The sequence below is a fragment of the Pigmentiphaga sp. CHJ604 genome, assembly GCF_036972535.1.
Taxonomy (GTDB): domain Bacteria; phylum Pseudomonadota; class Gammaproteobacteria; order Burkholderiales; family Burkholderiaceae_B; genus Pigmentiphaga; species Pigmentiphaga daeguensis.
The window spans coordinates 1,831,136-1,856,042 of the sequence record NZ_CP136998.1; the positions used below are offsets into that span (position 1 = coordinate 1,831,136).

Sequence of the window (24,907 nt, forward strand, 5' to 3'; positions counted from 1 at the left end):
TGGCTAAGCATGCAGATGGCGCTACCCCGCGTAACGCTAACAAGATCTCCCTGGGATATTGATGTCGTAAACCCGAATCGAACCTACACCGCTGGAGAAGCGCTTTTCGTCGAATCTCTTCGGGCTCAGGTACCAGGCTTGTGACACCTTTCTGACAGAGCTCAAGACGGCGGCTGCAAGCGCCTGCGTTTTGGTGCCTGTCAGGCCGAGTTCGAAGTTGGCCCCGCCCGTGCCGTAGATTTCGAGGTATTTCGCGTCGAGATATTCGACCAGCCCGAGTAGATCGTCGTTTCCGAACCTGGTGACGGATGCATTCGGATAATTCTGGCAAATGAACTCTGCGGCGTATGCGGCCACCTTGGCGTGCGGTGGGTCTCCTTCCGGGGTGATGATCTCGATTTGATCGAACTCGCGGCGATCCAGCAGTGAGAAGAGGCGCTCGTGCTTAGGGGATGCGAATGCAAGTAGGGCGCGGTTTCGAGACGGATCGGAGGTGTCGTCAAGCAGCTTGACGTCCTTGTATGGTCCGTCCTCTCCAGTCAACAACTCCGCCAGGCTTTCGAGGAAGGCGACCGGATCCTCGGATTTCTCGGCGGCGAATAGTTTCTCAAGGTCTCCCTGGAGCGGGTAGTGCTTTTCGGCAGATGCATGACATACAAGAACCCGCCCTTTAGCGACCAGTTCACTGCGAACCGCCTTGAAGATCAGCGGCTTTGCGAGACCGGATATGTCCACAAGCGCAAGACCGTCCAGGCGCGGGAGGGCGGCGAGGGCCTCGTCATAGGCTGTCTCGACCACACTGGCCGCCGATTTGGTCCACGCATTTAGGATAGCCGGAGAGTGCCCTTCTACGGGATACCTGATTGCGTGTGCGGTCACGGGGTTGAGCACGCCGGAGAGGAATTCATTCGATGCAAGCGTCCGGTCCTCGAACCCCAATCCCACCAGGGTCGAACTCACAGGGAGCGTGGCGAGCTCATTCTCGGAAATTTGGCGGATCGAGATCGATACCTTGTCGGCCCATGCTTTCTGCTCCGGAGGCGTTGTCTCTCTCTCGACCGTGCCGAAAAGATCGGCTTGCCCTGGCGCCGTCCTCCGTACGGGGGCTTGCACAGCCGCGGGGGAAGTTGCCGCAGGCTGTTCCTGAATAGCGATTTCGGATTCCGGGCCGGGTTGGCCACTGCCTAGGGCGCCGGTCTCGTCAACTTCGTCGTTGATCTGGTTGCGCAACAGGATTTCCTTGGCGGCGGTCACGTCGTCCAATTCGAGCCATCTGCTCAAGTCGTCTCCGGACAACTCGAAGCGATCCCTGTCGGCAAGGCCGATGAATGCGGCCAGCCCGTAGATTTTTCGATAGCTCAGAATGAACTGCAGGATCGGGTCGGAGTCCTTGGTCTTGGAACGGGGCGCTCCGCCGGCGAAAACGAAGACCCCGGCATCGATGAGGTCGCGAAGTCTGTCGATCTGCTGTTTCTGGCTGTTCTCGTCCTCGGCGGTAACTCTGACGTAGATCGAAGAATATTGCCTCAGGCGGACTTTCGATTTTCCATCCTTCGGCGCGTTGCGGTACGACCGCACAAGCAGGTCATGCGCCGTCTGTGCAAACGCAAGGGCGTGGTTCTTGAGGTTCCTGGAGTAGGTGGCGCGCCGATTGAGATCGTAGAGCCGGCGTGCGCTCATCTCTTGGAAGCACTCGGACTGTGTTTGGTCCTCGATGGGATACGCGTTAGCGTTACCGCTTCGGCGAAGGATTTCTTCGTATAACTTGATGACGTCGCCGATGTCGCCGACGCAGACACTGGTGAGACAGGATAGGCCCCTGTACACGCGCTTTTTCTGGCCTGCGGCCTCGCTTGACGAGGCGATCTCTCTGGCAACCTGCTCCAAGGGTACGTCGCCGAGAATCACCCTCGGGTCACGCTGCCGGGGATGCTGTGCGTGGAGGTCTGCACGTAACTGGAGAATCCTGGTGATGAAGTCCTTGCCTGCGGAACCGGCGGCACTGATGGTTTTGAAGACGTCCTCGCCGAGATCGAATACCGTCAGATCACGACCGACCCGGATCGGATGATTTCTTCCGGGAGACCTGAGACCGAGTTCGATTGTCTGCCATTCCGAGGTGAATTTGAATGCACATGTCGGGCTCTGAAAAAGAAGAGCAGAAAGGAGCGCCTCTATCTTGTCGAGCTCCAAATATCGCGTAGATACATCGTCCAGAAGGTAAAAGATCGAGGCAGATTCGAACACCTCCGAGCATTCCCGAAGGCTGTCGGCCAGATGGTTGAACACTTCAGCGGGGGCCTGCTTGACAAGATGCTTCTCGTCGCCACTTACTGTGAGAACGGCAATCCGTTGCAACCTTTGCTCGAGATCGTCAAGGGAAATGGAATGTCGCAAGTCATCGGCCCCCTCCAGGTAATCGGCCACTGCCGAAGCCAAACGCGTGTGTGCACCAGGTGCGATGGCTGTTGAGTCGACATCACGGAGGTGCATCAACGCGCGGGCGGCCTGGAGGGCGTAGGCGACGAAGAGCCGCGTCAGACGATATTCAAGTTTGAGGAGCGATTGCTCCCGCAAATCCAGCAATCTTTGGGCGGAAACAAAGAGTCCGACGAAGCGATCATTCCGAATGCGCTGGATGACAGCCTCTTGTGTTTCGCTCTCCCGCTGTGTGGCGCGGGCGTGGATGTCCAACGCACGGAGCAGCATTGTCTTACCGCATCCCCGCATGCCGGTGATGATCTGTGGGCCGGGGCGAGTGATTTCGGTCAGCCAGCGGTTTGCCGGGTCGACCAGCAGCCTCGGTACGTCCCATGACTCCAGTGTCTGAGCGTTGTAATGGTCTGCGAAACCCTTGAGGCTGAGAGGGTTTCTCCATGGTCGCCAGTGATGTGATGCTCTATAGAAGGACTCTCGGACCTGAGCGACCATGTCGGCCGGATTAGGAAGGCGGAGATTCTGGGCATCTGTGCGCAGATTGCTGATGATTCCTTGCAGCGCCAAGGCAATCCGGAAATCCCGATCCTCCATCTGATCCGGCCGGGCCAGCAGCCCGGCAAGTAGAGCGTCGACATGCTCCGCGATAAAAGCCAGGTCTCCCTGACGGTCATCGGTGCTCTTGCTCTCATCGGAAACACTGCCGTGAATCGGCCCGGATTTCGTGGAGGTTGTTTGGTTTAAGTAGTGACCTCGGCAACTGACTGCTCGGCGAGTTGCCGGTAATAGTTTGCCTCAGCTTCCGCCGGCGTTATATAGCCAATGGGTTCCAGCAGTCGGTGGTGGTTGAACCAGGACACCCATTCCAGGGTGGCCAATTCCACAGCCTCACGGCTCCTCCAGGGCGCCCGCTTGTGGATCAATTCAGTCTTGTACAGCCCGTTGATGGTCTCCGCCAGTGCATTGTCGTAGCTGTCGCCACGACTACCGACCGAGGGTTCTATGCCGGCCTCGGCGAGGCGCTCGGTGTAAACGATGGAGACGTACTGCGAGCCTCTATCCGAGTGGTGAATCAATGCATCCGAGGGATCAGGCTGTCGGGCGTACAAGGCCTGCTCCAACGCATCCAGCACGAAGTCCGTGCGCATGCTGCAACTGACCCGCCAGCCCACGATGCGCCGGGCGAACACGTCGATGACGAAGGCGACATAGAGCCAGCCTTGCCACGTCGAGACATAGGTGAAGTCAGACACCCACAACTGATTGGGACGATCAGCCCTGAATTGCCGATGGACCCGATCCAGCGGGCAAGGCACTGATTTGTCCGGAACCGTGGTGCGCACGACCTTGCCGCGCCGGACTCCTTCCAGCCCTAAACGCTTCATGAGCCGCTCGACCGTGCAGCGGGCCACCTGCACCCCTTCGCGGTTGAGCTGACGCCAGACCTTGTCGGCGCCGTAGACCTGCATGTTGGCCTGCCAGACACGCTCGATTTGAGGGGCTAACACCTCATCACGCTTGGAACGGGCACAGCGTAATTCTGGATTGCGTTTGTGAGCGGCATGGCGCCTATACCCAGACGGGGCAATCTGCAAAACCGTGCAGATCGGCTCGACCCCGTGGGTGTCACGATGCCGGTCGATAAAGTCTCTCAGGACTTGAGTCGGCGGTCGAGCTCCGCCTGGGCGAAAAACGCGCTGGCCAGCTTCAGAATCTCGTTGGCCCGGCGTAGCTCCTTAACCTCGCGCTCCAGGGCTTTGATGCGGTCGCGCTCCTCGCTGGTAACTCCATCGCGCAGCCCGGTATTGATCTCGTGCTTGCGTACCCATTCATGCAAGGTCTGGGGAACGCAGCCAATCTTTGGTGCAATCGACTCAATGGCCGCCCACAGGGACGGATACTCGCCACGATGCTCTTGCACCATGCGGACAGCGCGTTCGCGCACTTCGGGGGAAAAACGGTTCGATTTGTTCATGGCTCCATTCTCTCAAGTTTTGGAGCCTCCTCAAAACCCGGGGCGATTCAGCCGAGGTCGATCGCCATGACGCGCAACATGGGATCGATTGCGTCGGGCCGCCGTGATTCCGGGCGAAGCCTCTCGACGATCAGGTTTTCTGCATGCAGGTCGTTGTGGTTCAGCTTGTTGGCCTCGAGCTCCGCGCGAAGCTGAAGGAGATCGATCGCGACCTGACATATCGACGCGGCGCTGGGCGGTGTACTGCTGTTGACGAAGTCCTTCAGGAGATCGCCTTCGACATAGTCGAGCACGGTGACGTGGCAGGGGATGCTACTCGCAGCGTCGTCAGTAAAAAATACGGTCTCGTCGATCGCATCGATGATGTCGACCACATGCGTCGCGCTGGCAGCCAGTTCGGCGTGCAGTCGGACTTCGTCTTGGAATGGCGTTTTCTTGAAGGGCTCAAAGCCATAAAAGGAGACAGGCGAGATCTTGATGACGTACTTCTTCCCGACGAATCCGGCTTCCGCGACGTATGCGGCGCCGTAGAATCCCCTGCCCAGATGCTTCGTGATCCGGTAGTTGCCTATATTGTTCGGCGGATGGTCCAGGACGAAGCCGTACGTGCGCCCGCAGGATGGGCACTTGTCACTCAGTTCCCTTTCCGAATAGTCCTTGGAAGGACAAAAGAAGCAGCAGTATTTAGCCATCGATCGCCTCGAAATCGGGTCCGCTGGGGAGAGAGGTCGGAGTGCCGACAATCTCGTCGAGCTTGAGAATCACGTCCGCCATCAGTGTCTCAGGCGCCCTTACCGTCGCGATCGGGGTGCCGCCGGACACCCATTGTCCCGGAGGGGCGAGTAAAACGAGTCCAACCGGATCTGGAAAAGGCATCTGTTCCGACCTGAACATGCCCTGCCATTCGATAAGCCGGTCGCGAAGCAGGTCCAGGCGGTAGAAGCAGAATCCGTCGTGCGCGGCCAGGACGTGTCCGGTGTGCTCCCTTCTTGTGTCGCGTACAACCGCGTCGAAGTCGTCGGGGGCTGCGCCTTGGGCGATGAGGTTGTCGTCGAAGTGCCGGCGAAGTTCTGCGGGAGATGCCTCTGCGGCCTTCGCGCGAAGGTCGGACGGAAGGCAGGCCAAGGCGAGTGCCCTGCAAGTCTCGACATGCCCTGCCAACCAGGGAGAGCATGCCCCTTTGAAAATGTCATCGAGCGCGAGCAGCGATTCACGCTTTCCGAGATATGGCTGGTATGGATGACGAGCGTCTGTCAGGACCGGTGACGCGTCTATGCCGAGAGCCCGCGCTGCATCCGAAAACAGCCGTGCGTTCGCCGCCGCAGCGCTCCTATCGGTACCGAAATTGCCGTGGGGTGCGACCCGGATGTCCAAGCCCGCATGTTTGACGCCGACGGCCAGCTTCTTGGACAAGAGGCTGCCGGTCACCAAAGACGGGACGGCTTGCGCATTCATTGCCTGTCGCAGTTTGAACATCCGTCCGTCGAGCGGCGCCATCTCGCCCTTAGCAAGGAAGTGTGCGTATCCGGAGCCGTTGACGATCTCCTCAATCTCGCGAAGGGAGAGTTCGGTGCGGTAACCCCGAATCTGGGCGAGGCAGTCGATGCCGCCGGCCGGGCGCCCGGGCACACCCAGTTTCGGGACGATCGCGCCGGCTGCGCGGAGAAACAGTGGGGCCAGAAGCGTGCTCAGCGATGCAGGGCCTCCCGTGGACGCCACGTCGGCGACAACCGCGCCGCCGGCGGATAGGCGCTCGCCAGAGGCGGCAAGAATCGTTGCCAACTCCGCCGCAACGGCAGTGTTTCTCGGGAATTGCGAAGCGACAGTTGCAATCGCCTCGCGGATAACGTCGTCCGACGGGTTTCGGCGAAGCGCAGAGAGAAACCGGGTGTCGGTCATCGGAGCGTCCATGGTCGGTTCCTCAGACGGCGACTGAACGCTCTACCAGGTGTCGCTTGATGACTTCTGCTTGCGTCCTGGAGAAGAGCGGAGGGAGCGCATTCCCAATCATTTCGGCGGCGGCATACTTGCCTCGACGCAGCGAGAACACATAGTCGGGCGGAAAACTCTGCAGGATCGCCGCCTCGCGAAGAGTGATGGCGCGATCTTCCGTGGGGTGCAGAAACCGCCCCTTCGACGGGTTGATGCATCCGCCGGTGATGGTGGGCGAGACATCGTCCCATTTCATCCGACCGTAGACGTCATAGAACCCATCCTGCTCTTCATGGCACTTGAGGATCAGCCCGGCGGACAGTGCTGTCCTGCTACCGCCGTCTTTCGGGATGGCCTTGATCAAACGGCGGATGCGCTCGCTGCGCTGCTCGCCCAGATTGTGAAGAGGATCGTTCTTTAGGATGTCCGCCGGGAGCTTGGCGATCGCGTCCCTTACCGTCCTGCGTCCGTCAACCGGATCGGGATGAAATATCTGCCCGAGTCGTGACGCCAGGACGACAAGACGCTTGCGACGCTGCGGGACCCCGAAGTCAGCGACATCAAGGACCTTGTCGACGACCTCGTAGCCCAGTTTGCGCAGATCTCTCTTGAAATTGAGATAGCGGGTATAGCGCGAGAGGTTGGGCACGTTCTCCAGCATCACGACCTTCGGCTGCATTTCGCTAATCAGCCGAAGGACCTCGTCAATCAGCCGGTTGCGGGGGTCGTCCATCCGCTCTCTCTTATTGTTCAGCCGGATGCGGGAGAAACCCTGGCAGGGCGGGCAGCCGGCAAGCAGGTCGAGCTCGCCCTTCTCGATGGCGCAGGCCTCCATAATCTGGGATGCCGAGACGTGGCGGATATCCGCATTGAACAGCTTCACGTCAGGGTGATTGGCAGCGTAGGTTTCCGCCGCGAGCGCGTCGATCTCCACGGCCGCACCGACGGTGAAACCCGCGTCGCGGAGACCTTGAGTCAATCCCCCGCAGCCCGAGAACAAATCGATTGCCGTGCGCACATTGGACTTCTTCTTCATTTTGCGGGCCGCCGTGTTGGTTCACCTTCTTGTTGCGGTTACAGGTTTCTTTCTAGTCCGGCTGGCGGGTCTCTCATCCTGAGCGACCGCTATGCCCCTGCTTTCGCAGTAATCGAGTACAAGCGCCTCGATCATGTTTGACAGCGTCCTGTGCTCACGCTCGGCCGCAGTCCGGAGCAATTCCTTCATCCGCGGGGAAAGCCGCAGGTTCACGGTCTCGGTCTTGCGTTCGATGTCGCCCATTGATTGACCCTCGTGCCTATCGCTGGCATCCTATCGGAATGTAACGCAGATGTAAAGATAATGTGCGCCGACAGACCCTGCTCGGGGCGGGAAAGATGATGCGATGCAACGAAAGCGAAAACGCAAGCCACATCCGCTGACCAAGTCGGAGCAGATGTCGCGTGTGCGCGGGGCGGACACCGGGCCGGAGATGGCCCTCCGGCGTGCGCTCTGGCGTGCGGGGCTGCGTTACAGAGTGCGTCCGAAGATCCCGGGGCGGCCGGATCTAGCGTTTGTCGGGTGCAAGATCGCTGTGTTCGTTGACGGATGCTTTTGGCACGGCTGCCCGGAGCACTACAAGGCGTCGGCCACCAACGTAGCCTTCTGGTCCGAGAAGATCGCACGTAACCAGCGGCGCGATCGGGAAGTGGAGATTGCGTTGACGAAGCTCGGCTGGACGGTCATGCGCTACTGGGAGCATGAGGTGGATGGCGATCTTGCCTCCGTCGTCGAGCGAATACGAGCGACGGTCGTCCGAGCGCGGGAGGACGGCGCCCGCAAAGCGAGCGATGGAAGTCGCAAAGCACGCATCGACTGACAAGGGGAAGCTATGGGTCGCGAACAAATCTCAACAGTCCTGCGGAGGGGTCTGACCGACGCCCAAAGCCGGGCCGTTACTTCACCGAAGCGCCATGTCCTTGTCGTGGCAGGGGCGGGGTCTGGGAAGACCGAAGTCATGGCGAGGCGGATTGCGTGGTGGGTCGGCATTGAGGGCGTGCCGAAGGATGCGATCGTGGCGTTCACCTTCACCGAGCGTGCAGCCGAGGAGATGAAGTTCCGCATCCGCAGCTGGCTGGAGGCGATCACACCGGCCGGTGAGGAGGTGTCGCTCGGCGGGATGTACGTGGGGACAATCCACGGCTACTGTCTGGCAAAGATCCGGGAGTACTGGCCGGACGAGTATCACAATTACGATATCCTCGACGAAGGTGCGCGTGTGGCGCTAGTCCTGCGTGGCTTCAACGGCCTATTGGGCTTGAAGTCGCTCAAGGAGGCGATAGGCAAGGGTCAGTACGCGACCCTCGAAAGCTTCATCCAGGCTTACGACCAGCTCCACGAGAGCGATTGCTTCGAAGTCGAGCTACCCTCGGAACATCCGCCGGCCGAGCTGGGGGAAGCGGAGAGTGAATGGTGCAAGGCGGCGCGACTGCTGACCGACGTGGGAGACACGGACGGTGCGGCGGCCTTCGCTCGGGCAGCTGCCCGCTACTACGCGTATCTTCGCTGTCGCCGCTTCCTCGATTTCAGCACGTCGCAGACCGAGTTCATTCGGCGCTTGAGAGCGGACGAGAAACGGCGTCAGGAAATCGCCGACCGACAGATCCATCTCGTAGTCGACGAAGTGCAGGACATCAACCCTGTGCAACACGAGCTGATCGACCTCCTGGTGGAGTCGGGCGGGCGTCTGACGGCGGTCGGCGACCATCGGCAATCGATCTACGGGTTTCGCGGCGCCAAGGTAGAAATCATCGCCGATCTGTGGGAGCGGTTCGCGAAGTCTTCGGAATCGCAGGTCGTCGACCTTCAAGAGAATTTCCGCTCGACGCCTCGGATCATCGCGCTCGCGAACAAGTGGGCCGAAAGCATCTCGCCAGTCCGGACGATGACGACGCCCGCCATGAAAGCGGGCAATAAGGCGCGGAAGGACCAGCATCAATCGCATCTTGCATTGGTGAGTTTTGGCGACCGCGGCCAGGAAGCCCACTGGATCGCTGAGGCCGTGCGCATCCTGGTCCCTTCCGAGGCGGAAGGCGCCTTGCACGACAAGAAGGACGGCTCCCATCGGGGGCTTACCCTTTCAGACGTTGCGGTCCTGGTCCGCTCCTCCACGGACGTTCGCACCTACATGCGGGCGCTTGAGGCTTCCGGCATCCCGTGCGTGGTCCGGGCCGGTCCGGACCTCTTTTCGCAACCGGAAATCCTATTCTTCGTGGCCGCGCTTGCGATTTCTGCGGGCTGTCAAGAGTTCTACGGTTCGGAGCACAACCCCAAGAGTCTCCCGAGGCGGATCGATTCGGTTCTCGGTTGCACGCCGCAACCGGAAACGGTGCTACGAGAGGCAGCCAAGGCGCTTCGGCAGACGGGCCTTCCTTTCGGCAGGGATGTGGAGGATCGCGTCTTGCTGGCGGCACGGGCAATCCGGCGTCGCATTGCCGAGGACGCGCGCCTCGGTGCAAACGAGGTCGCGATCTTCCGAACGCCCAGACTCCGCGCTTTCCTGAAGTCCCGCAACGTTCTGCGGCGGGTTTTCCCGCAGCAGCTCTTCCACCTCTTATTGTCCGAAGCCGAGGTCGATGCATGGGATGCCGATCCCGGCCGAGGCCAGGCTGCATTGTTCCACTTGGGGGCGCTGAGTTCGCTGATCACGGGAATCGAGACACCCGGCTGGACCAGTGCGAGGGATTATGCGTGGCAGATCATCGGACTGTGCCAGTACGGGGCAGAGGAAGGCCGGGTCGAGGAGCAACCACTCATGGTCCGACCGGATGCGGTCACCATCAGTACCATCCACGCCGTCAAAGGGCTGGAGTTCCCCGCCGTCTTTCTTGCGGACGTGAACGCCCAGCGATTCCCGAGCAGCTACGCCACGAGGATGCCGGACCTGCCTTTGGATGGAGACATCGTGAGGCAGATCGATGTCGTTGGACTCGCCGATAACAAGAACCATGACGGCGAGCGGCGTCTTATGTATGTGGCGATGACGCGGGCGGAACGGTTCCTGTTCATCAGCCACTCCGGGAACAGAATCTCGAAGTTCATCAAGGAACTTCGGCCTCTCGTCGCAGAGATCGGCGGGATGGTGACCTCCGCGTCCGATGAACTGCTTGACGCGCTCAAGTATGCGCCCAAGGAACACCGTCGCGACGTCAGGTTGAGCACGTCGTTCTCCGATCTGCGCTATTACCTGGAGTGCCCGCATGATTTCTATTTGCGTAAGGTGCTCGGCTTCGCGCCCACGATTGACCAGGCCTTCGGCTATGGGCGCGGCGTGCACAACCTGATGCGCGCGATTCATGCCGATCCGAAGAAATGGGCCGCACTGGCTTCGGATCGAAAGCGACTGGAACGGGAGATTCAACGACTGCTGGATCAGGGGCTCTTCTACCTGCGGTACACAACCGGCGACCCTGCCCAGAACATGAGGGCCAAGGGATTGAAGATTGTCGCCGATTACGTCCAGCGGTATGCCGCTGAACTCGGGAAGTTGACGTTTGAGCCGGAGAAGGAATTCGAGACGCTGATTGAATACGAGGACGGAAGCGGCGGTGCGCTTGTTTCCGGTGCAATCGACATCGTGCGGCAGGACGATCCGCCTCGGGTTACGCTTATCGACTTTAAATCCGGTGATCCTGATTCGGACAGGCATCAAAAGCTCGATGAGGAGGAGATGAAGCTGCAGGTCTCCCTCTATGCAGTCGCGGCCAAGAAAGAGCTCGAGTATCAACCCGAGCAGGGACTGGTCCGGTATCTCGATGCCGAAGATAAGGAGAAATCGGAATTGTGTGTCCCCTTGGACGAGCACGCGCTCGCCCAGGCCAAACAGGAGGTCGCCTCGACTGCGTCACGCATTCGAGATCGTGATTTCCATCGGGGCCCGACCGAACGCGGTGATGGAAAGCGCCGCTGCGTGGAGTGCGACTTCATCAGTGTCTGCGGGATGACCGAGGCAATGGTGGTCAAACGAGGCCGTTCGGGCGACTGGTGACTTCAATCACGATATATGAGCAGGGCTTCGGCTTCGCGCCTTACCACCAGCCCTGGCAGCACCTTCCCGCCGCCATACACCCACCGCCGCAGTTCCTTGGCAGCGCTCGACCAGTCGCGCTGGTTGACCCGGCGCCGTAGAGTCGAGGTCTGCAATCGCCCTGCGCCGAGGTTGAACGTGAAGTCCGCGATGGCCGCGAGCCGTTCCTCGGGCTCCGTCGCCAGCACCGGACAGTAGCGCAGTGTGGCGGCGAGTGCAGTGCGCAGGTCCTGACGCAAGTAGATCTCGCCCTCCTCCTCGTTGATCGGTGGATGGTCTGGCTTGCACAAACGCCCATAGCCGATGGTCCAGTAGCCGGCCGGGCAGATATAGGGGTGGGCGCGGCGTAGCGGGTCGGACTTGGGGACTCGGTGAAATCCCTCGAATCGTTTGGCCAGTTCGATCGCAGCCTGCGGTACTTCGATCACGGCCGCACCCGATCGAACACGCGCCCGAGGAACCAGAAGTTGAGGACGCCCGCCCACAGGGCCTGGTCGGCTTCGGTCCAGGCGTGGAGGACGGCCTCTCCCCAGCCGGCATCGGCGTTCAGTGCCGCCATGAACGCGGCGGCCTTGGCCGCGCAGTACAGTGCCATGAACCAGTAGGTGATCATCGGGCGCACGCTGCTGGAGAGGGCATCGGCCCAGCGCACGCCGCTCTTCTCGCCCTGGGTGCGCACGGCGTCGCGCAGCGTCTCGATGGCGCCGACGTTCCAGGCCGCCTCGGCAGTGGCGCCGATCTCGGCCATCTTCTGGGCGCCGCGCAGTTTCTCGAACTCCAGCGCTTTATCCTGCATCGCAAGTTCGTGGCTGCGCTCGCCTTTGCGGTCGAGCCACTTGAGGATCTCGGGGGCGATGCGGAAGGCGCCGCCCAGGAGGCCGCCGAGGAGCGTCTCGATCATTGGCCACCTCCGAAGAGCTTGAGCTTGACGGTGACGCCGATGAGCAGCGCCGCCAGGGCGCCGGTGGTCAGCACCTTCACGGCGGTCTGCCAGGCGGTGCGACGGGCGTCGCGCCACGCCTCAAGCAGGTCGCGCAGGTCACGGATGTCGCGCGCGGCATGGCCGTTCTCCAGACCGAGATGGGCGAGCACGCGCTCGGCCCCGCGCTCGGCGGCGCAGGCGAGCATTTCGTCGAGGTCTTCCTTGCGCAGGTGAAGCTGGTCGTCGGGGAAGATCGGTTTGTCGGGTTCGGTCATGGCGGTCTCCAGAAATGCAAAACCCGCCAAGGAGGCGGGTTCGGGGGAGTGTGGTGTGGGGGAGCGTCAGAGCGCGAGGCCCGGGCTCCAGCCGGTCGTCTTGTAGGCCGAGAGCACGGCCTCGTCCTCGATGAAAGCGAGCCAGCCGACCTGGGGGGCGTGAAACTCCCAGGCGCCCTCGATGCGCACGGCGATCTGCCCGGCCTTCCCGGCCCAGGCGTCGGCGGGGCTCGGGCCGACGATGTAGCGGTCGCCCTCGGCGGGGGAAGCCGGGGGCGTCGACTGCGCCCGCGATTTGACGCTGAGGTGAAGCAGCGCATCCACGCGCCGCAAGTTCGCGTCCATGCCGGTGTTCCAGCCCGACTCGCGCGCCGTCCAGCCGTAGCTCAGCCCCAAGTTAGGGCCCGATTTCGCTGCCATGTCATTCTCCGTAGTAGCTGCCGTAGAACATGCCGTAGCCGCGGCACTCCGGTGTTTCGATGCGCTGGGCCTGCCAGCTCGTGTAGCCGTCGCGCACCGCCTCGATGGTGACGGTCAGCCGCTCGTTAGGCCGGCCGAGTCCGCTCTCGGCGATCTCTGTTGCGAGGGGGTAGGTCCAGGCGGTGCCGGCGACGCCGCTCTCGGTGTGCACGAGCGCGCCCATCTCGCCATAGACCCGCACCGTGTAGGTGGTGCCCGGCTCGGGGCCGATGCTGCTCGCGCTCTGCGGCACGAGGTAGACGGTCTGTTGGAGGCGGCTGCGATGGGCCCAGGAGAGGGTGAGCGCACCGGTGATGAAAGGCGCCTCGTAGCTCTGACCGTTGAGCGTGACCTTGCCCGGCGGATAGGGACGGATCTGGCGCTGGGCGAAGGTGTAGCTGTCCGTGGGTGCCAGCGCCTCGGCGAGGCGCCCCAAGCCCGTCGCGGGCAGAAGCTTCACGTCGACCTGCTCGCCGGCGAGGTACTGCTCGGTGCGATAGAACTGCCAGCGCTCGACGAAGAAGATCCGGGCTCCGGCCGCATGGGCCGCGGGCACCGTATCGAGCACGCCACGGTCCACGATGACCTTGCCGGCGAGGGCATCGATCGCGCGCACCGCCACCAGCTCGCCCTCGATCGCCGCGTAGGTGTCGGTGGCGATGAGGTCCAGGTCGACGCCGGAGGCGATGTCGAGGACCGTCTCGCCCTGCTTGATGCCGGCCGCGAGCACGCACGAGGGGCAGAAGTCGCCGGTGCCGGCGTCCTGGAACGCGGCCGTGCCCTGCCGACGCAGCACCGCGTAGTTGATGCTGCCGCTGGTCGGGCGCACGGCGGCGACCGCGAGGAAACCGGCCTCCGGGTCGATCTCGGCCTGCAGCGCGGCCGACTCGCCGGTCAACTCGCGCACGATCGACCAGTACGGCAGCTCGCCGAGGGTGCGGAGCGGGGCGGCCATCGGCGGCTGGCGCGGGTCCTGCCAGGCGCTCGGTTGCGGCGCCACGTACACCGCCTGCGGCAGGGCGAAGACGTCCTCGACGCAGTCGATCTTCACCCGTCCGTCGGTGAGCGTACCGAAGCCGATCTGCGCCACCCGCAGCACGAGGCTGTCGATGCCGAGCTCCGGCCAGGTGAGGCGGAACACGTCGCCGATGTTCAGGCTCGCCGCCACCCGGCTGGCGACGAGGGTGACCTTGGCGAGCGGCGTGGAGAGCTGACGCAGCTCGCGCATCGCCACCCGCGCGGCCAGCTCGCCGTTGCCGATCCCCTCGTAGGTGACCTGCGTGTCCTTGAGCTCGCCCAGCGCCGTCTCGATGCCGGCGATGTCCTGCACGGCGATCGCCACCCGCTTGTCGGTGACACGGTCGTGGTAGGTGAGCGTGACCTGGTTTATGAGCTCCTCGGGCAGGGTGCGCTCGAAGGAGTCCAGGCTGACGACATTGGAGGGATCGAGCTGCAACAGGGACGCCGGGTCGTAGTCGTCACGCGTCAGCTTCAAGATGAAGAGCCCGGTGCGCGGTGAGACGTAGAGCGAGGCGTCGATGTGCTGGAGGATCCCTTCGATGAATTTGTCGATGTCCTGCTGCTGGTCCCACAGGAGCGACAGCCCGAAGCCCTCTTGGTAGAGCCTGTCCGCCGCCGCGCGAAAGGCGCCGTCGTCGAGCTCGGCGGGGCTGTAGCCGCGGCCCCAGACACGGTCGGTCAGGCACTCGCGCACGATGTGCGCCGGGTTCATGTCCCCGCCAATGTCGGCGGTCTGCGCATACCACTGCGGGCTGCCGTCGGATTGCGCGCGGGTGCGGGTGCATTCGACGCTCCAGGGCTTGATGTAGGGGTTCATCGCCGAGAGTTGCACCTGGCGCAGCACCAGCGAGACGATCCCGCGGAAGGCCGGCACCAGGCCGCCGAGCTGGGCGGCGAGGTAGCCGTTGGCCCCCTGCGCGGCATCGCCCATCAGCACATCCACGTCCCCGACGATGCCGCCCTCGCGGGCATCGCCTCCGAAGAGATCCGGCGCGTCGATGCGGATGGGCCCGCCCGTGGTGACCGGCCCGGTCCATGCAGTGCGCTCGCCCACGACGATCTTGTTCACGCTGTCGACCGGACCGTGGCAGAGGGCCAGGTGCATGCCGGCGTAGTAGCGGTAACCGACGGTGACCTCGCCGCCACCCTTGCCGCCGCCGCTCATGGCTCGTCCCCGCGGGCGCGCGCCTCGACCGCCTCGGCGAGGCGGATCGCCATCGCATCGCCGCTCGCGCGCAGCCACTCGGTGCTGACGCCGTGCGCGCGGAACTCGTCGAAGGTGATCCCGTCACGCGGGAACCAGCGGCGCAGCCCCTTGTTGCAGTAGCCGAGGGCCTTGGCGTCTTCATGGCGCGCGATCACTTCTTGCCCCCTCCGGACTGGCGGATGGGTGTGGTGCGGATATCGCCGTACCACACGCAGTTGGGCTGCTTGATCACCCGCGTACCGAACAGCACCGGGATGGGTGCATCGGCGGAGGCGAGCGGCGCCTCGACTTGCCCCGGCTCCGGCGTGGTGGTCTTGGGGCGCGGGGTGAGCAGCGCCGAGAGCACCGTGGTGACGACCCAAACGACCAAGTACTGCCACATGGGAAGACCTCACACGATCGCGTCGCCCGCGAACGGGTTCTTGATGGGGATGAACGGAAAGCCGCCGTAGTTGAGGGGGTTGGCGAACTTGGCGGCACAGGTGGCAAGCGTGTGGTCACAGCCGGGATAGGCCTCGAAGGCAAGGCCCGCCGCCAGGCCCGGGATGGGCGCGCTGAGCGTCACACTGCCGGTGCTGCTTTCGATGATCAGGCGCTGGGCGCCGCCTGCTGCCAGGCGCCCGCCCACGAACCACCCCTCGGGCTGCGCCAGGAACTCAAGGGCCGACACCGTGGTGCCGGCGACCGTCTCGATCACGCCGCTCACCCGGTGGTCGGCGGCGTTGACCTTGCACCCGGCCCCGTAGAGCGGGTGGCGACAGGTGATCTGATAGTGGGCGCGCAACCCCGAGCGCTTGAGCGAGGTGAAGATCGGCTCACAGCGCAGCCGCACCGTGCCGGGGCCGAACACGACCGCCACTACGCGCCCCTTCCACCAGGCGATGAACTCTTCGCTGCCGACGTGGCGGCGAAACACGGTGAGCGAGAGCACCCCATCGGGCGGGCTCACCACGAAGGGCCGGGCGACCGCCAGCTCCTCGGTCGCCTCCAGGGTGAGGGCCGCGCGCCCGAGCTCCCGGGTCTGCTCGATGGCCGAGCGGCGCAGTGGGGCCGGGGCATAGGACTCGCCCGCGTAGCTCACCGGCTCCTGGCCGCTGGTGTACCGCCACACCGTCTCGCCCAGCACGAAGCGGTAGAGCTCCTGCGGGGCGCCGGCATGGACGCTCGCCTCGAGGCTCTGGTAGGTCATTGGCTGATGCTCCGCACCGCAAGGCTCACGCGCGCCACGCTGTCGGTCTCGAAGAAGAGCTCCACCGCGTCGGCCTCCAGGCGCGCGAGCTCGAGGAAGCAGACCAGGGCGAAGTCCTCCGGCTGACAGGCCCGCCCCAGCGCCTCGTCGAGCACCAGCCGCTCTACCACGCCGCCGGCGTACTCGAACGCCTGGATGTGGCGGAAGTACCAGGTGCCGTCCCGATGCAAAAAGGCCACGTCCTGGCGCCCGGGCAGCCCCTGGAAATAGGTGGCAAAGCCGCGGTCCTCCACGAGCACGGCGATCTCATCGATGGCGATGGGGGCCGCCACCTCCAGGTTGCGCTCCCAGGTCGGCATCCAGAACGGCACCTGCCGCCCGGCGCGCGCATCGAGCCAGGCGCGCAGGGCGGCGATCTCGGCGCGGTCGGTGAGCAGGAACTGAAAGCCGCGGACCAGGAACGGCCGGTTGGGGATATCGGTGACGGCCGGCACCCCAGTGTCGTTGTCGAACAGGTCCACCAGGCGCTGGTACTGCGCGCTCACGTCCTCGCTGCGGTCGGGTCGGCGCACCAGCACCTCATAGCCGCGGTAGGTGGGCGAGGCGACCGGCACCGTGGTCGTTGCCAGGTCGTCGAGCTCAAACACCATCCGGGCGTGCGAGAACGCCGCGGTGGGACGGGTGACGCTCTGTCGCGAACCGAGCCGCCCCAGGCGCGCCGGCGCGATCCAGCTGCCCGCCGGCCAGTCCGCGGCTAGTGGACGCTTGAGGGTCAGCCGATCGGCCGCCACGGTTTCGATCTCGACCGCCTCGTTGTGGCGCGCCCCGCTGCCGATCACCGCAAGTCCGCTGGCGTGGTAGTCGCGGTGCGCGGTGTCGACCACCACCTCGCGCGTGCCGGCCGCGAGCGGCGCGGGCAGCACCGCCTTGTCGGGCCACAGCGGCACCGCGTAGGCGCGCGACTGCCAGGCGGCGAGCAGCAGGTCCAGGTGCCCGTAATCGGCGCCGTGCTCCCACACCTCGAACTCGAGCGCGCGCCGCGGCCAGGTGCGCAGCCGCACCCGCTGCTCGGCGCCACTGCGCAGGGTCAGCAGATCGGTCGCCCACTCCAACCGCTCGGTGAAGCCCTTCGCCCAGTTGGGGGCGAACGCGAACACCAGCACCCGCCCGTAGCTGACCGCCACGGTGCGCGTGCCGCCCAGCGAGAAGTGCAACGTGAGAAGCGTGTCGACGAAGCTCGCGCCGTCCAGGGTGGCCGTGACCGGATAGGCGACCCACTCCAAGGCGCGCAGGCGCTTGGGCGGCAAGAAACCCACCGCCAGCCCCTCGAGGTCGCCGTCGAGGGCGTCGATAGTGACCGCCTGCGGGTAGGCGTTCCACACCTCCACCATGCGGGTGGTCTGGGTGACGACGTTGCCGAAGTCGAGCCGCTCGGGCTGCAGGTAGATGCGGTGGTAGAAGTCATCGGAGAAGGCCCCGGCACGCCGCCCCGCCCTCGGCGCGAAGGCCTCCGCCGTGGGCTGACCGCTCGCGCGGGTGCCGATGCGGACGCTCGCCAGCCGGCTGTCACTGGCGGGGGCATAAAACTCGGGCCGCCCGTCGTCCCACAGCCGGTTGGCGCCACTGGGGGCCACCGCGCCGAGCGGCGCGCCGATGTGCACACCTGAGACCTCCGGCACTCAAACCACCTTGCGGTAGGCGAGCCCGTAGTCGTAGCTGATGGGCTCGGCGAGCACGCTGTACTCCTTGGCGAACACCGGAAAGACCTTCCACACGTCGGTGCCGAGGATGAGCTCGTCGCCGGGGTTGAGGTTGGCGATGTTCAGAAAGCGCACGTCGGGAAACTCCCCGAGCAGCGTCCAGTTGCCGTTGTAGGGCGCGCGAAAGACGCCCGCGTAGCACGGCAGCATCGGGGCGAGGCCGTTCCAGCTCTGGGGCGAGCAGTGGTAGGCGAGGTCATGCGCGAGTGCGCGCATCGTGGTCGTGCCCGATGGACCGCCGCGCGAGGTGGCCACGTTCGAGTAGGTTCCGCCTCCGTAGGCATCGCCGTTGGTCGCGTCCACCCAGGTGGAACCGCGGCTCAGCACCCGCCAGCCGACGCTCAGGCCGTCGATGTCGGCGCGCACGTAGGTGCCCGCGTAGGCGTAGTTGGTGAGATTCGCCTTGGTCGTGTTCTGGCCGTTCATCCCGAACGGGACGAGCGTGTTGGTGCCATTGAAGTCGTTGGCGGTGGTGGTGGCGCTCTCGATGGGGCAGCCGGCCGTGAGGTACTGTCCGCCCGGGAAGTCGGCGTACTTGGCGAGGAAGCCGAAGCTCAGGTGGCGGAAGCGCCCCGGCGTCTCCTCCACCACCAGGTGCACGTACTCGCCGTTAGAGAACAGGTGGTAGGCGTAGAGCGCGGTGGCGAGCGGGCCGATGAGCGCGTACTTGCGGTTGTTGGTCTGCTGGTGGGCGACGACGCCCCCGTTCCAGCCGTCGCACACCCACGCCTCCAGCACCGCATAGGTGCCGAGCACACCGTTCTTGTGGAACGACTTGTGAAAGCCGAAGAACTGGTAGGTCACGCCGGCGCGGGCGAGCACCACGCGCGTCGCCACCGCCGAGGTCGCCCCCTGCTTGTAGGCACTCGAAGAGCTCAGCGAGGAGACCAGCGAGTAGGCGTTGTCGTGGCGCGCGTAGCCGACCGAGGGGTAGGAGTTGTAGAAGGAGAGCGTGACCGTGTCCTGCCCGAGCAGGGCCCAGCCGTTTGCGACGGCGAAGTTCTTGAGCGCGGTGAGCAGCGCATCGATGTCGGCGGCGGCGCCGGTCTGGTAGGCCATGGCAGTCTGTCTCAGCTCAGCTGGATGGCGGCATAGCGCGCCGCGTTGGTGGAGGTGGCCTGCTGCACCACGAGATGGCTCGCCCCGCCCGCGGTGACCGTATCGCCCGCGGCGATCTCCTTGCCGGGAACGGCGAACACGCCGTCGAGCTCGCCCCAGATGTTGAAGGGGCGCGAGGTGGCGCAGTCATAGACGATGGCCGGCAGCAGCGGCGTTGCGCCGCCCGGAAGCGGGGTGAGCGAGGCCAGTTCGAACGGGCCGAGGGTGGTGCGACGCGATTCGATCGTGAGCCCCCAGGGCCAAATGCGCCCGGTGTTGGAAACGTCGAAGCGGTTGGCGCCGATCCAGCCGCCGCCGGACGCGAGGATCGCCGCGCTGTAGACGTCGCTGTAATCCCCGTCCGTGCGCCAGAAGGCGCAGTTGGCCACCTGCAGCGAGGAGGACTGGTAGTTGTCGCCCGTGGCGCTGTTGGCGCCGATGAATAGCGGGTAGGGATACTGCGCCGGGGTGCCGTAGGGCAGGATGAAGCCGGCATAGAGCGAGCCCCAATAGGCGCCGGATTTCGCCACCACGATGAAGCGCCGGCCGTTGGCCACGAACCAGTAGCTGATCGCGGCGTTGAACAGCGGCATGCGCGGCAGGATCCCAAGCGATCCCGCCCCCGTCTGTAGGCTGCCCGGCTGGCCCTCGGGCGTGGTGATTGGCACCGCACTCTGCCAGGACTGCGAGCCCAGCACCCGGATGGCATAGGCCGGCGCGGCCGGATCGACGTACAGGGCGAGCTGGACATGGATCGCATCGCTCGCCGAGGAGCCGGGGCCGCGCAGCTCGGCCAGGTCGCGCTTCGGATCGAGCACGAAGCTGTCGCGACGCAGCAGTGTCCAGGCCGCGCCGTCCGCCACCAGGGCCGTATCCGTGGTGAGGAAGGCGAGCAGTTTGTCGAACAGGTCGGCGGCATCGGCCGCCGTGCCGCTGGTCCAGGCCATGATCAGGCTCCGAGAATGGTGCGCACCGACTCGGCGTTGCGCTGGATGAGGTTCATCACCACACGCTCGCCCGCGCTGCTGTTGAGGTAGTCGGCGGCGAGCGCCGGATCGAGGACGTTGACGATGCGCACGCCCGGCGCCGGCACCTGCGCGGGCGCCGTGTCCGGCACCAAGCCGCCGGCGGCGAAGGCGAGCCGCCCGTGCGCGAGGCGCGGGCCGGCCGACAGGCCGTTGATCGCGTCGAGCAGCGTCACGCCCACACGGCTCACTGCCCCGGCGCGCACCACGTACTCGCCGGCCGAGAGCCGGGCCGGGATGGAATCCGAGGTGGAGGTGCCTGGGCCGCTCACCACGCCACCGGCGGAGAATTTTTTGACGTTGCCGAGCAGTGCCATCACGGCAGCGACCATCGCCACCATGGCCGCTACCGCGAGCGCCGGGCCGACGTAGGGAATGGAAGCCTGCGATGCGGCCGCGCCCGCGCCGGCCTTGGCCGCATCCATCGAGACCACCGCTGTGGTCTCGGCAGACTTCTGCGCGACCTTGGCGCTACTCGCGGCGGCGTCTGCCACTTGCTCCTGCTGGATGAAGCCGAGTTTGAGCGCCAGCATGCGCGCCTGCATGGCAATCCATTGCTGGAACGGCTGGATCACGATCTGCTGCTGGAATGCATCGGCCACCTGCCGGAACAGGGTGGCCATAGCGCTTCGCCACGTCTGCGCGCCGGTCAGTATCCCGTTGAGTGCGCTACCGAAGCTCTCGCCGATGCGGTTCCACAACGGGGCCATTTCGTCGACGACGAGGCGGGTAGCGGCCAGCTCGTTGCGCCAGGCCTGCACGCGGTTTACCGCCTCCGGGCCGATCGCCTGCGCCGCTTGCTGCATCGTCGGCAACAAGCGTTCCATCTCGGCGGCCGACTCCCGTTGCAGGGCGACGATCTTCTCCCGCGCTTGGGCCTCGGTGAGAAGGCCCGTCTGCTGCTGGATCCGGATGGCCTCCTGCGCGTTACGCATCCGCTCGGTGACCAGCCGCCACTGCGCCTCCAAGGCCGTGAGGTTGGCCTGGGCGGCCTTGACGTCGATGAGGCGGTCGACGAGGGAGACCCCCTCGGCATCGCCCTCGGCGGCGAGCCGCGCCTTCAACTCCGCATACTGGCGGGCGACGGCGGCGTGGCGGTCGGTATCGCTCGCCGCGCCGGTGAGATCGAGCAGCTCCGAGCGCACCCGGGCCAGTTCCTCGCGCAGTTCACGCTCGGCCTGGGCGGCCTTGCGCGCGTTGGCGACCTCGACCTCGGCGCGCTGGCTGTTGAGGACGGTGAGCTCGGCCTCGAGCTTGGCGACCTCCGCGCGCGCCTTCAGGCGGGCGTTCTCATCCTGCCCGGTCGCCGCCAGGCGCTGCTGCTCGGTGAGCGCCATTTGGGCACGCCGGATCTCCGCGTCGAGTGCCTGCTGTTCCAACTGGGTCTTGGCGGCGTAGTAGTCGCGCAGGGCGATGTGGCGATCTTCCAGCGCCCGATCCAACTCCGTCTTCGCGCGATTGAGCGTCTCCTTGAGGAGCTTGAGCTCGGCATCGGCCTGCGCCTGCACGAGGGTGAGGCGCGGCCCTGCGGTGTCGACGCCGGCCGCCGTGGCGCCGCCCGGTTGCGGACGGCCGAACACGCCGGGCGTGGTGTTCTCGGGTCGGATGCGGCTGGCAATGGCGGCGGTGAGCGCCTCACTGGCCTCCCCGACGTAATCGCGCGTGATCGCCTCGCGCACCGTGGCGGCGAGTTCCTGGCCGAAGTCGCGCACCTCGCCGAGCTGGCGGGCAAGCGCCGTGCGCAGTGCACGCGTCGAGAGGTCGCCGCCCAGTGCCGCGGCGATGTCCTCGCCCAAGGCCTTCGCCAGCTCGCCAATGTCGGCGAAGGCGCTGCGAAAGCGCTCGAGCGCGAAGGCGGCGGTCACGCCGATGGCGCTGCCTACGGCGTTGAAGGCGCCGAGGGTGAGGTTGACCAGGGTGCGGATGGCCGACCCGATGGTCTCCAGCGCCGAGAGGACGGTGTCGCGCAGCCCCTGCCAGCTGAGGTCGTTGACGCCGACCAGGTCGACGAGCGTGCGCATCAGCGCACCGACCTTCTCGACCAACAGGTCCCAGGCCGCGACGAGGATCTGCTTCAGGGAGGCGGTCTTGCCGCCGAAGTCGACCACCGCGTCGCGCGCCGAGTAGAGCGCACCTGCCACGAGGCCGATGGCGGTGACGACCACGCCGATGGGCCCGCCGAGCAAGGCCAATGCCCCCCGCAGCAGGCCCGCGGCGCGCCCGAAGAGGGTGGTTGCGGCGACCGCCTGCGCCACCGCGCCGGTCGCGGTGGTGGCCTGGGCACGGGCCTTTGCAGCGCCGGCCACCAGTGCCGCGGTCGCCGTTCCTTGCGCCCGCGCCTGCACCAGGGCCGCTTCGGCGACACGCAACCGGGCCAGGGCCTCGGCCTCCAGCAGGCGCAGGTTGGCGAGGCGCGCGGCCGCCTCGGCGCGCGCCGCTGCAAGGCTCGCCGCGAACGAGCCGATCATGCGCCCGAAGGCGGCCACCAGTGCCACGCCGGCCAGGTCGATGAGCAATTCCAGGTGCTGGGCGACCAGTTGGATCGCCTGCGCGAGGCCCGCGGTCAGGCCGCTGCGGCTGTCGCGCTCGCCGAAGGCCCGGAGGAAGGCGTTCTTGAGGCGGATGAGCGCGCCGGAGACCGTGTCGGGCAGGCTGCCGTACTCCTCGGCGAGCCGCCCGCGCTGGTCGAGCAGCGCATCCAGTACCGCTTGGGCGGTGATCTTGCCCTGCTGTGCCAGCGCACGAAGCGCGCCCAGCGGCACGCCCATGCCGTCGGCGATGGCCTGCGCCAGCCGCGGGGTCTGCTCGACCACCGCATTGAACTCCTCGCCGCGCAGCTGGCCGGAGGCGAACGCCTGCCCCAACTGCAACAGGGCGCCGGCGGCTGCCTCGCTCGAGGCGCCGGAGAGGGCCACGGCTTGGCCGATGGCATCGGTAGCCGCCAGCACGTCCGACTGGGAGCGCCCCAGCGCCTGTACCGAGGGGGCGAGCCGTGCATAGAGCGTGATGGTCTCGGCCAGCGGTGCGCGGTTGCGCTGGGCGATGGCAAAGAGCTCGGCATCGGCGCGGTTGAACTCCTCCTGCGAGGTGACCGCGAGCTTGAGCCGCGCCTGCAACCCCTTGTACTGGTCAGCGGCCTCGGCCAGCTCGCGCAGCCCCAGCCCGATCCCGATGGCCCCGCCGATGCGCCCGAGCACGGCGCCGACCTCGTTTGCCTGATCGCGCAGGCGGCCGAGACTGCCGTTGATCGATTGGAACGCCCGTCGTGTCTCATCCACTGCCGTGATGAGGATCTGGGCGCGGTTGTTGGCCATGGGTTCAGACTCGGGTCATTGCCTTGCGAATGGCCGCGGTTAGCTGCGGGAGATCGGCCCGCACCGCGCCACGCAGGTCGAAGCGTTTCCTGAGCGTCACCCGGTGCACGAGCACGGCGATGGGGATCTCGTGGCCGCGTCGCAGCCGCTTGGTGCCGCTGCGCTCACGCTCGGCGCGCTTGAAGCGGTTCAAGGCGCGGGCGTTCTCTGTGATGTTCTCGGCCATCAGGATCCGCCGGCCGTTCTTCTCGATGAAGTAGGCGTTGCCCGAGCGCATCAGTGCCTCGACCACGCGTGCGAAGGCCTTGCGTCCGAGGCGTCGGTGTTGGGGCAGCAGCGGGATCAGCATCCGGCCCCGGATGGTGCCGCCCTGCTCGTGCAGGCCGAGCCAGGGGATCTTCGAGCCGATGTAGATGGCCGGAAACGCCTCACGCTTGGCGTCGAACACCTTGGCCCGCATGGAGCGCAGGAACGTCGGCCGCGCTTGGCGGAAGCCCGCGCGCATATCAGTGCGCACGCGCTCGGCCATCTCCTTGCCGGTGCTGCGCATCGCCCGCGCGACGGCGGCGTGGATCGCCTTGTGCGTGTCGTTCTGCCACGCCACGAAGCGGCGGCGATCCAGCAGCCCTTCAGCGACCAGATCGATCTTCATTGCGCATCCCTTGTTGCAACTCGGCCTGGAGTTGGCGGATCCCCTCCCGGCTGCCCTGGGCCGCGGTGGTCATCAGCGCCAACTCGGCGGCCAGCCGCTCGCATTCGAGGCGCTGGTCGGCCGCGAGGAAGGCGTTCAATTGGCCAAGGGTGTAGCCGAGGATGTCCGGATAGCGGTGGCCACTTCGGATCAGGCGGGCGATGGCGTCGGCCCAGCCAAGCGGCCGGACAGGCTCTGCGCCAGGGTGCCGATCTTCGGGGCGACCCGGTGGACGAAAAAATCGGCGTTCACCTCGAACACCGCCGCAGCCAGGGCGATCGCCTCGTCGAGCGGTAGCGCATCGACCCATTCGCGCGGCTGGCGGCTGCCGAGCGCCAGCGCACTCAACAGGGCATCGCCGTGCTCGGCGAGCAAGGCGAGCCAGTCCGGATCGCCGGCCAGCTGCTGCGCGAAGGGGCGAACGGCCTTGAGCATTGCGGGCAGCTCGCCGACGACCAACGGGCTGATGCTCAGGCACCGTCCCGCCAGATCCAGCTCCTGGGCGGGCGGCACCATCACGTCCAGATCAGAGGCGTTCATT

22 protein-coding genes and 1 other annotated feature are annotated in these 24,907 nt (G+C 65.4%); of the genes, 2 read left to right on the plus strand and 20 right to left on the minus strand.

Annotation, left to right across the window (positions count from 1 at the left end):
* Positions 1–36 precede the first annotated feature (36 nt).
* The 5 genes from R4823_RS08815 to R4823_RS08835 all read right to left on the minus strand — a co-directional run bounded on the left by R4823_RS08815 (position 37) and on the right by R4823_RS08835 (position 7,379).
* On the minus strand, positions 37–3,030 hold the full coding sequence (locus tag R4823_RS08815; RefSeq protein ID WP_338618286.1) for a hypothetical protein: 2,994 nt from the start codon (positions 3,028–3,030) through the stop codon (positions 37–39).
* Between the two features lie 146 nt (positions 3,031–3,176).
* Positions 3,177–4,411 (minus strand): IS3 family transposase gene (locus R4823_RS08820; RefSeq protein ID WP_338618288.1). Its coding sequence is split into 2 segments (ribosomal slippage): positions 3,177–4,120 and positions 4,120–4,411, totalling 1,236 coding nucleotides; the frame shifts between segments, so codons are not numbered across the junction.
* Positions 4,017–4,133, minus strand: a sequence feature (AL1L pseudoknot). (Overlaps the previous gene by 117 nt.)
* A 47-nt stretch (positions 4,412–4,458) precedes the next feature.
* Complete coding sequence (locus tag R4823_RS08825) at positions 4,459–5,103, minus strand: hypothetical protein (RefSeq protein ID WP_338618290.1); 645 nt, start codon at positions 5,101–5,103, stop codon at positions 4,459–4,461.
* Positions 5,096–6,322 carry a hypothetical protein gene (locus tag R4823_RS08830; protein ID WP_338618291.1) on the minus strand — a complete coding sequence of 409 codons (1,227 nt, stop codon included), beginning with the start codon at positions 6,320–6,322 and terminating at the stop codon, positions 5,096–5,098. The genes R4823_RS08825 and R4823_RS08830 overlap by 8 nt, the downstream gene beginning before the upstream one ends.
* Positions 6,323–6,332: 10 nt before the next feature.
* On the minus strand, positions 6,333–7,379 hold the full coding sequence (locus R4823_RS08835; protein WP_338618293.1) for a DNA cytosine methyltransferase: 1,047 nt from the start codon (positions 7,377–7,379) through the stop codon (positions 6,333–6,335).
* A 346-nt stretch (positions 7,380–7,725) separates the two neighbouring features.
* Between R4823_RS08835 and R4823_RS08840 the strand changes: the two genes are divergently transcribed.
* Positions 7,726–8,199 (plus strand): very short patch repair endonuclease, encoded by a 474-nt coding sequence (locus R4823_RS08840; RefSeq protein ID WP_338618294.1) that lies wholly within the window; start codon positions 7,726–7,728, stop codon positions 8,197–8,199.
* 12 nt (positions 8,200–8,211) lie between these two features.
* A complete protein-coding gene (locus R4823_RS08845) occupies positions 8,212–11,367 on the plus strand; it encodes an ATP-dependent DNA helicase (RefSeq protein ID WP_338618297.1) in 3,156 nt (1,051 codons plus the stop codon).
* Positions 11,368–11,369: 2 nt separating this feature from the next.
* On the opposite strand, the gene R4823_RS08850 is transcribed toward R4823_RS08845, so the two are convergent.
* The 15 genes from R4823_RS08850 to R4823_RS08920 all read right to left on the minus strand — a co-directional run bounded on the left by R4823_RS08850 (position 11,370) and on the right by R4823_RS08920 (position 24,906).
* Complete coding sequence (locus R4823_RS08850) at positions 11,370–11,834, minus strand: lysozyme (RefSeq protein WP_338618299.1); 465 nt, start codon at positions 11,832–11,834, stop codon at positions 11,370–11,372.
* Entirely contained in the window at positions 11,831–12,307 is a 477-nt protein-coding gene (locus tag R4823_RS08855) for a hypothetical protein (protein ID WP_338618301.1), read from the minus strand. Before R4823_RS08855 ends, R4823_RS08850 begins: the two co-directional genes overlap by 4 nt.
* Complete coding sequence (locus R4823_RS08860) at positions 12,304–12,603, minus strand: DUF6127 family protein (protein WP_338618303.1); 300 nt, start codon at positions 12,601–12,603, stop codon at positions 12,304–12,306. Before R4823_RS08860 ends, R4823_RS08855 begins: the two co-directional genes overlap by 4 nt.
* 66 nt (positions 12,604–12,669) lie before the next feature.
* Positions 12,670–13,023 (minus strand): DUF2793 domain-containing protein, encoded by a 354-nt coding sequence (locus tag R4823_RS08865; protein WP_338618306.1) that lies wholly within the window; start codon positions 13,021–13,023, stop codon positions 12,670–12,672.
* Position 13,024: 1 nt separating this feature from the next.
* Complete coding sequence (locus tag R4823_RS08870; RefSeq protein ID WP_338618308.1) at positions 13,025–15,247, minus strand: phage tail protein; 2,223 nt, start codon at positions 15,245–15,247, stop codon at positions 13,025–13,027.
* The gene (locus tag R4823_RS08875) at positions 15,244–15,444 is read right to left on the minus strand and encodes a hypothetical protein (protein ID WP_338618310.1); all 201 of its coding nucleotides are present in this window, start codon (positions 15,442–15,444) and stop codon (positions 15,244–15,246) included. The genes R4823_RS08870 and R4823_RS08875 overlap by 4 nt, the downstream gene beginning before the upstream one ends.
* The gene (locus R4823_RS08880) at positions 15,441–15,671 is read right to left on the minus strand and encodes a hypothetical protein (RefSeq protein ID WP_338618311.1); all 231 of its coding nucleotides are present in this window, start codon (positions 15,669–15,671) and stop codon (positions 15,441–15,443) included. Before R4823_RS08880 ends, R4823_RS08875 begins: the two co-directional genes overlap by 4 nt.
* A 9-nt stretch (positions 15,672–15,680) precedes the next feature.
* Entirely contained in the window at positions 15,681–16,478 is a 798-nt protein-coding gene (locus R4823_RS08885; RefSeq protein ID WP_338618313.1) for a DUF2163 domain-containing protein, read from the minus strand.
* On the minus strand, positions 16,475–18,139 hold the full coding sequence (locus R4823_RS08890) for a hypothetical protein (RefSeq protein WP_338618314.1): 1,665 nt from the start codon (positions 18,137–18,139) through the stop codon (positions 16,475–16,477). The genes R4823_RS08885 and R4823_RS08890 overlap by 4 nt, the downstream gene beginning before the upstream one ends.
* Positions 18,140–18,157: 18 nt before the next feature.
* Entirely contained in the window at positions 18,158–19,297 is a 1,140-nt protein-coding gene (locus R4823_RS08895) for a hypothetical protein (protein WP_338618316.1), read from the minus strand.
* Between the two features lie 11 nt (positions 19,298–19,308).
* Positions 19,309–20,283 (minus strand): hypothetical protein, encoded by a 975-nt coding sequence (locus R4823_RS08900; protein WP_338618318.1) that lies wholly within the window; start codon positions 20,281–20,283, stop codon positions 19,309–19,311.
* A 2-nt stretch (positions 20,284–20,285) separates the two neighbouring features.
* Positions 20,286–23,675 (minus strand): tape measure protein, encoded by a 3,390-nt coding sequence (locus R4823_RS08905; RefSeq protein ID WP_338618320.1) that lies wholly within the window; start codon positions 23,673–23,675, stop codon positions 20,286–20,288.
* A gap of 4 nt (positions 23,676–23,679) precedes the next feature.
* On the minus strand, positions 23,680–24,327 hold the full coding sequence (locus R4823_RS08910; protein ID WP_338618324.1) for a DUF6441 family protein: 648 nt from the start codon (positions 24,325–24,327) through the stop codon (positions 23,680–23,682).
* Complete coding sequence (locus R4823_RS08915; protein ID WP_338618326.1) at positions 24,305–24,466, minus strand: hypothetical protein; 162 nt, start codon at positions 24,464–24,466, stop codon at positions 24,305–24,307. Before R4823_RS08915 ends, R4823_RS08910 begins: the two co-directional genes overlap by 23 nt.
* Positions 24,467–24,516: 50 nt before the next feature.
* Positions 24,517–24,906, minus strand: a complete 390-nt coding sequence (locus R4823_RS08920) for a DUF6631 family protein (protein WP_338618328.1) — start codon at positions 24,904–24,906, stop codon at positions 24,517–24,519.
* Position 24,907: the final 1 nt, after the last annotated feature.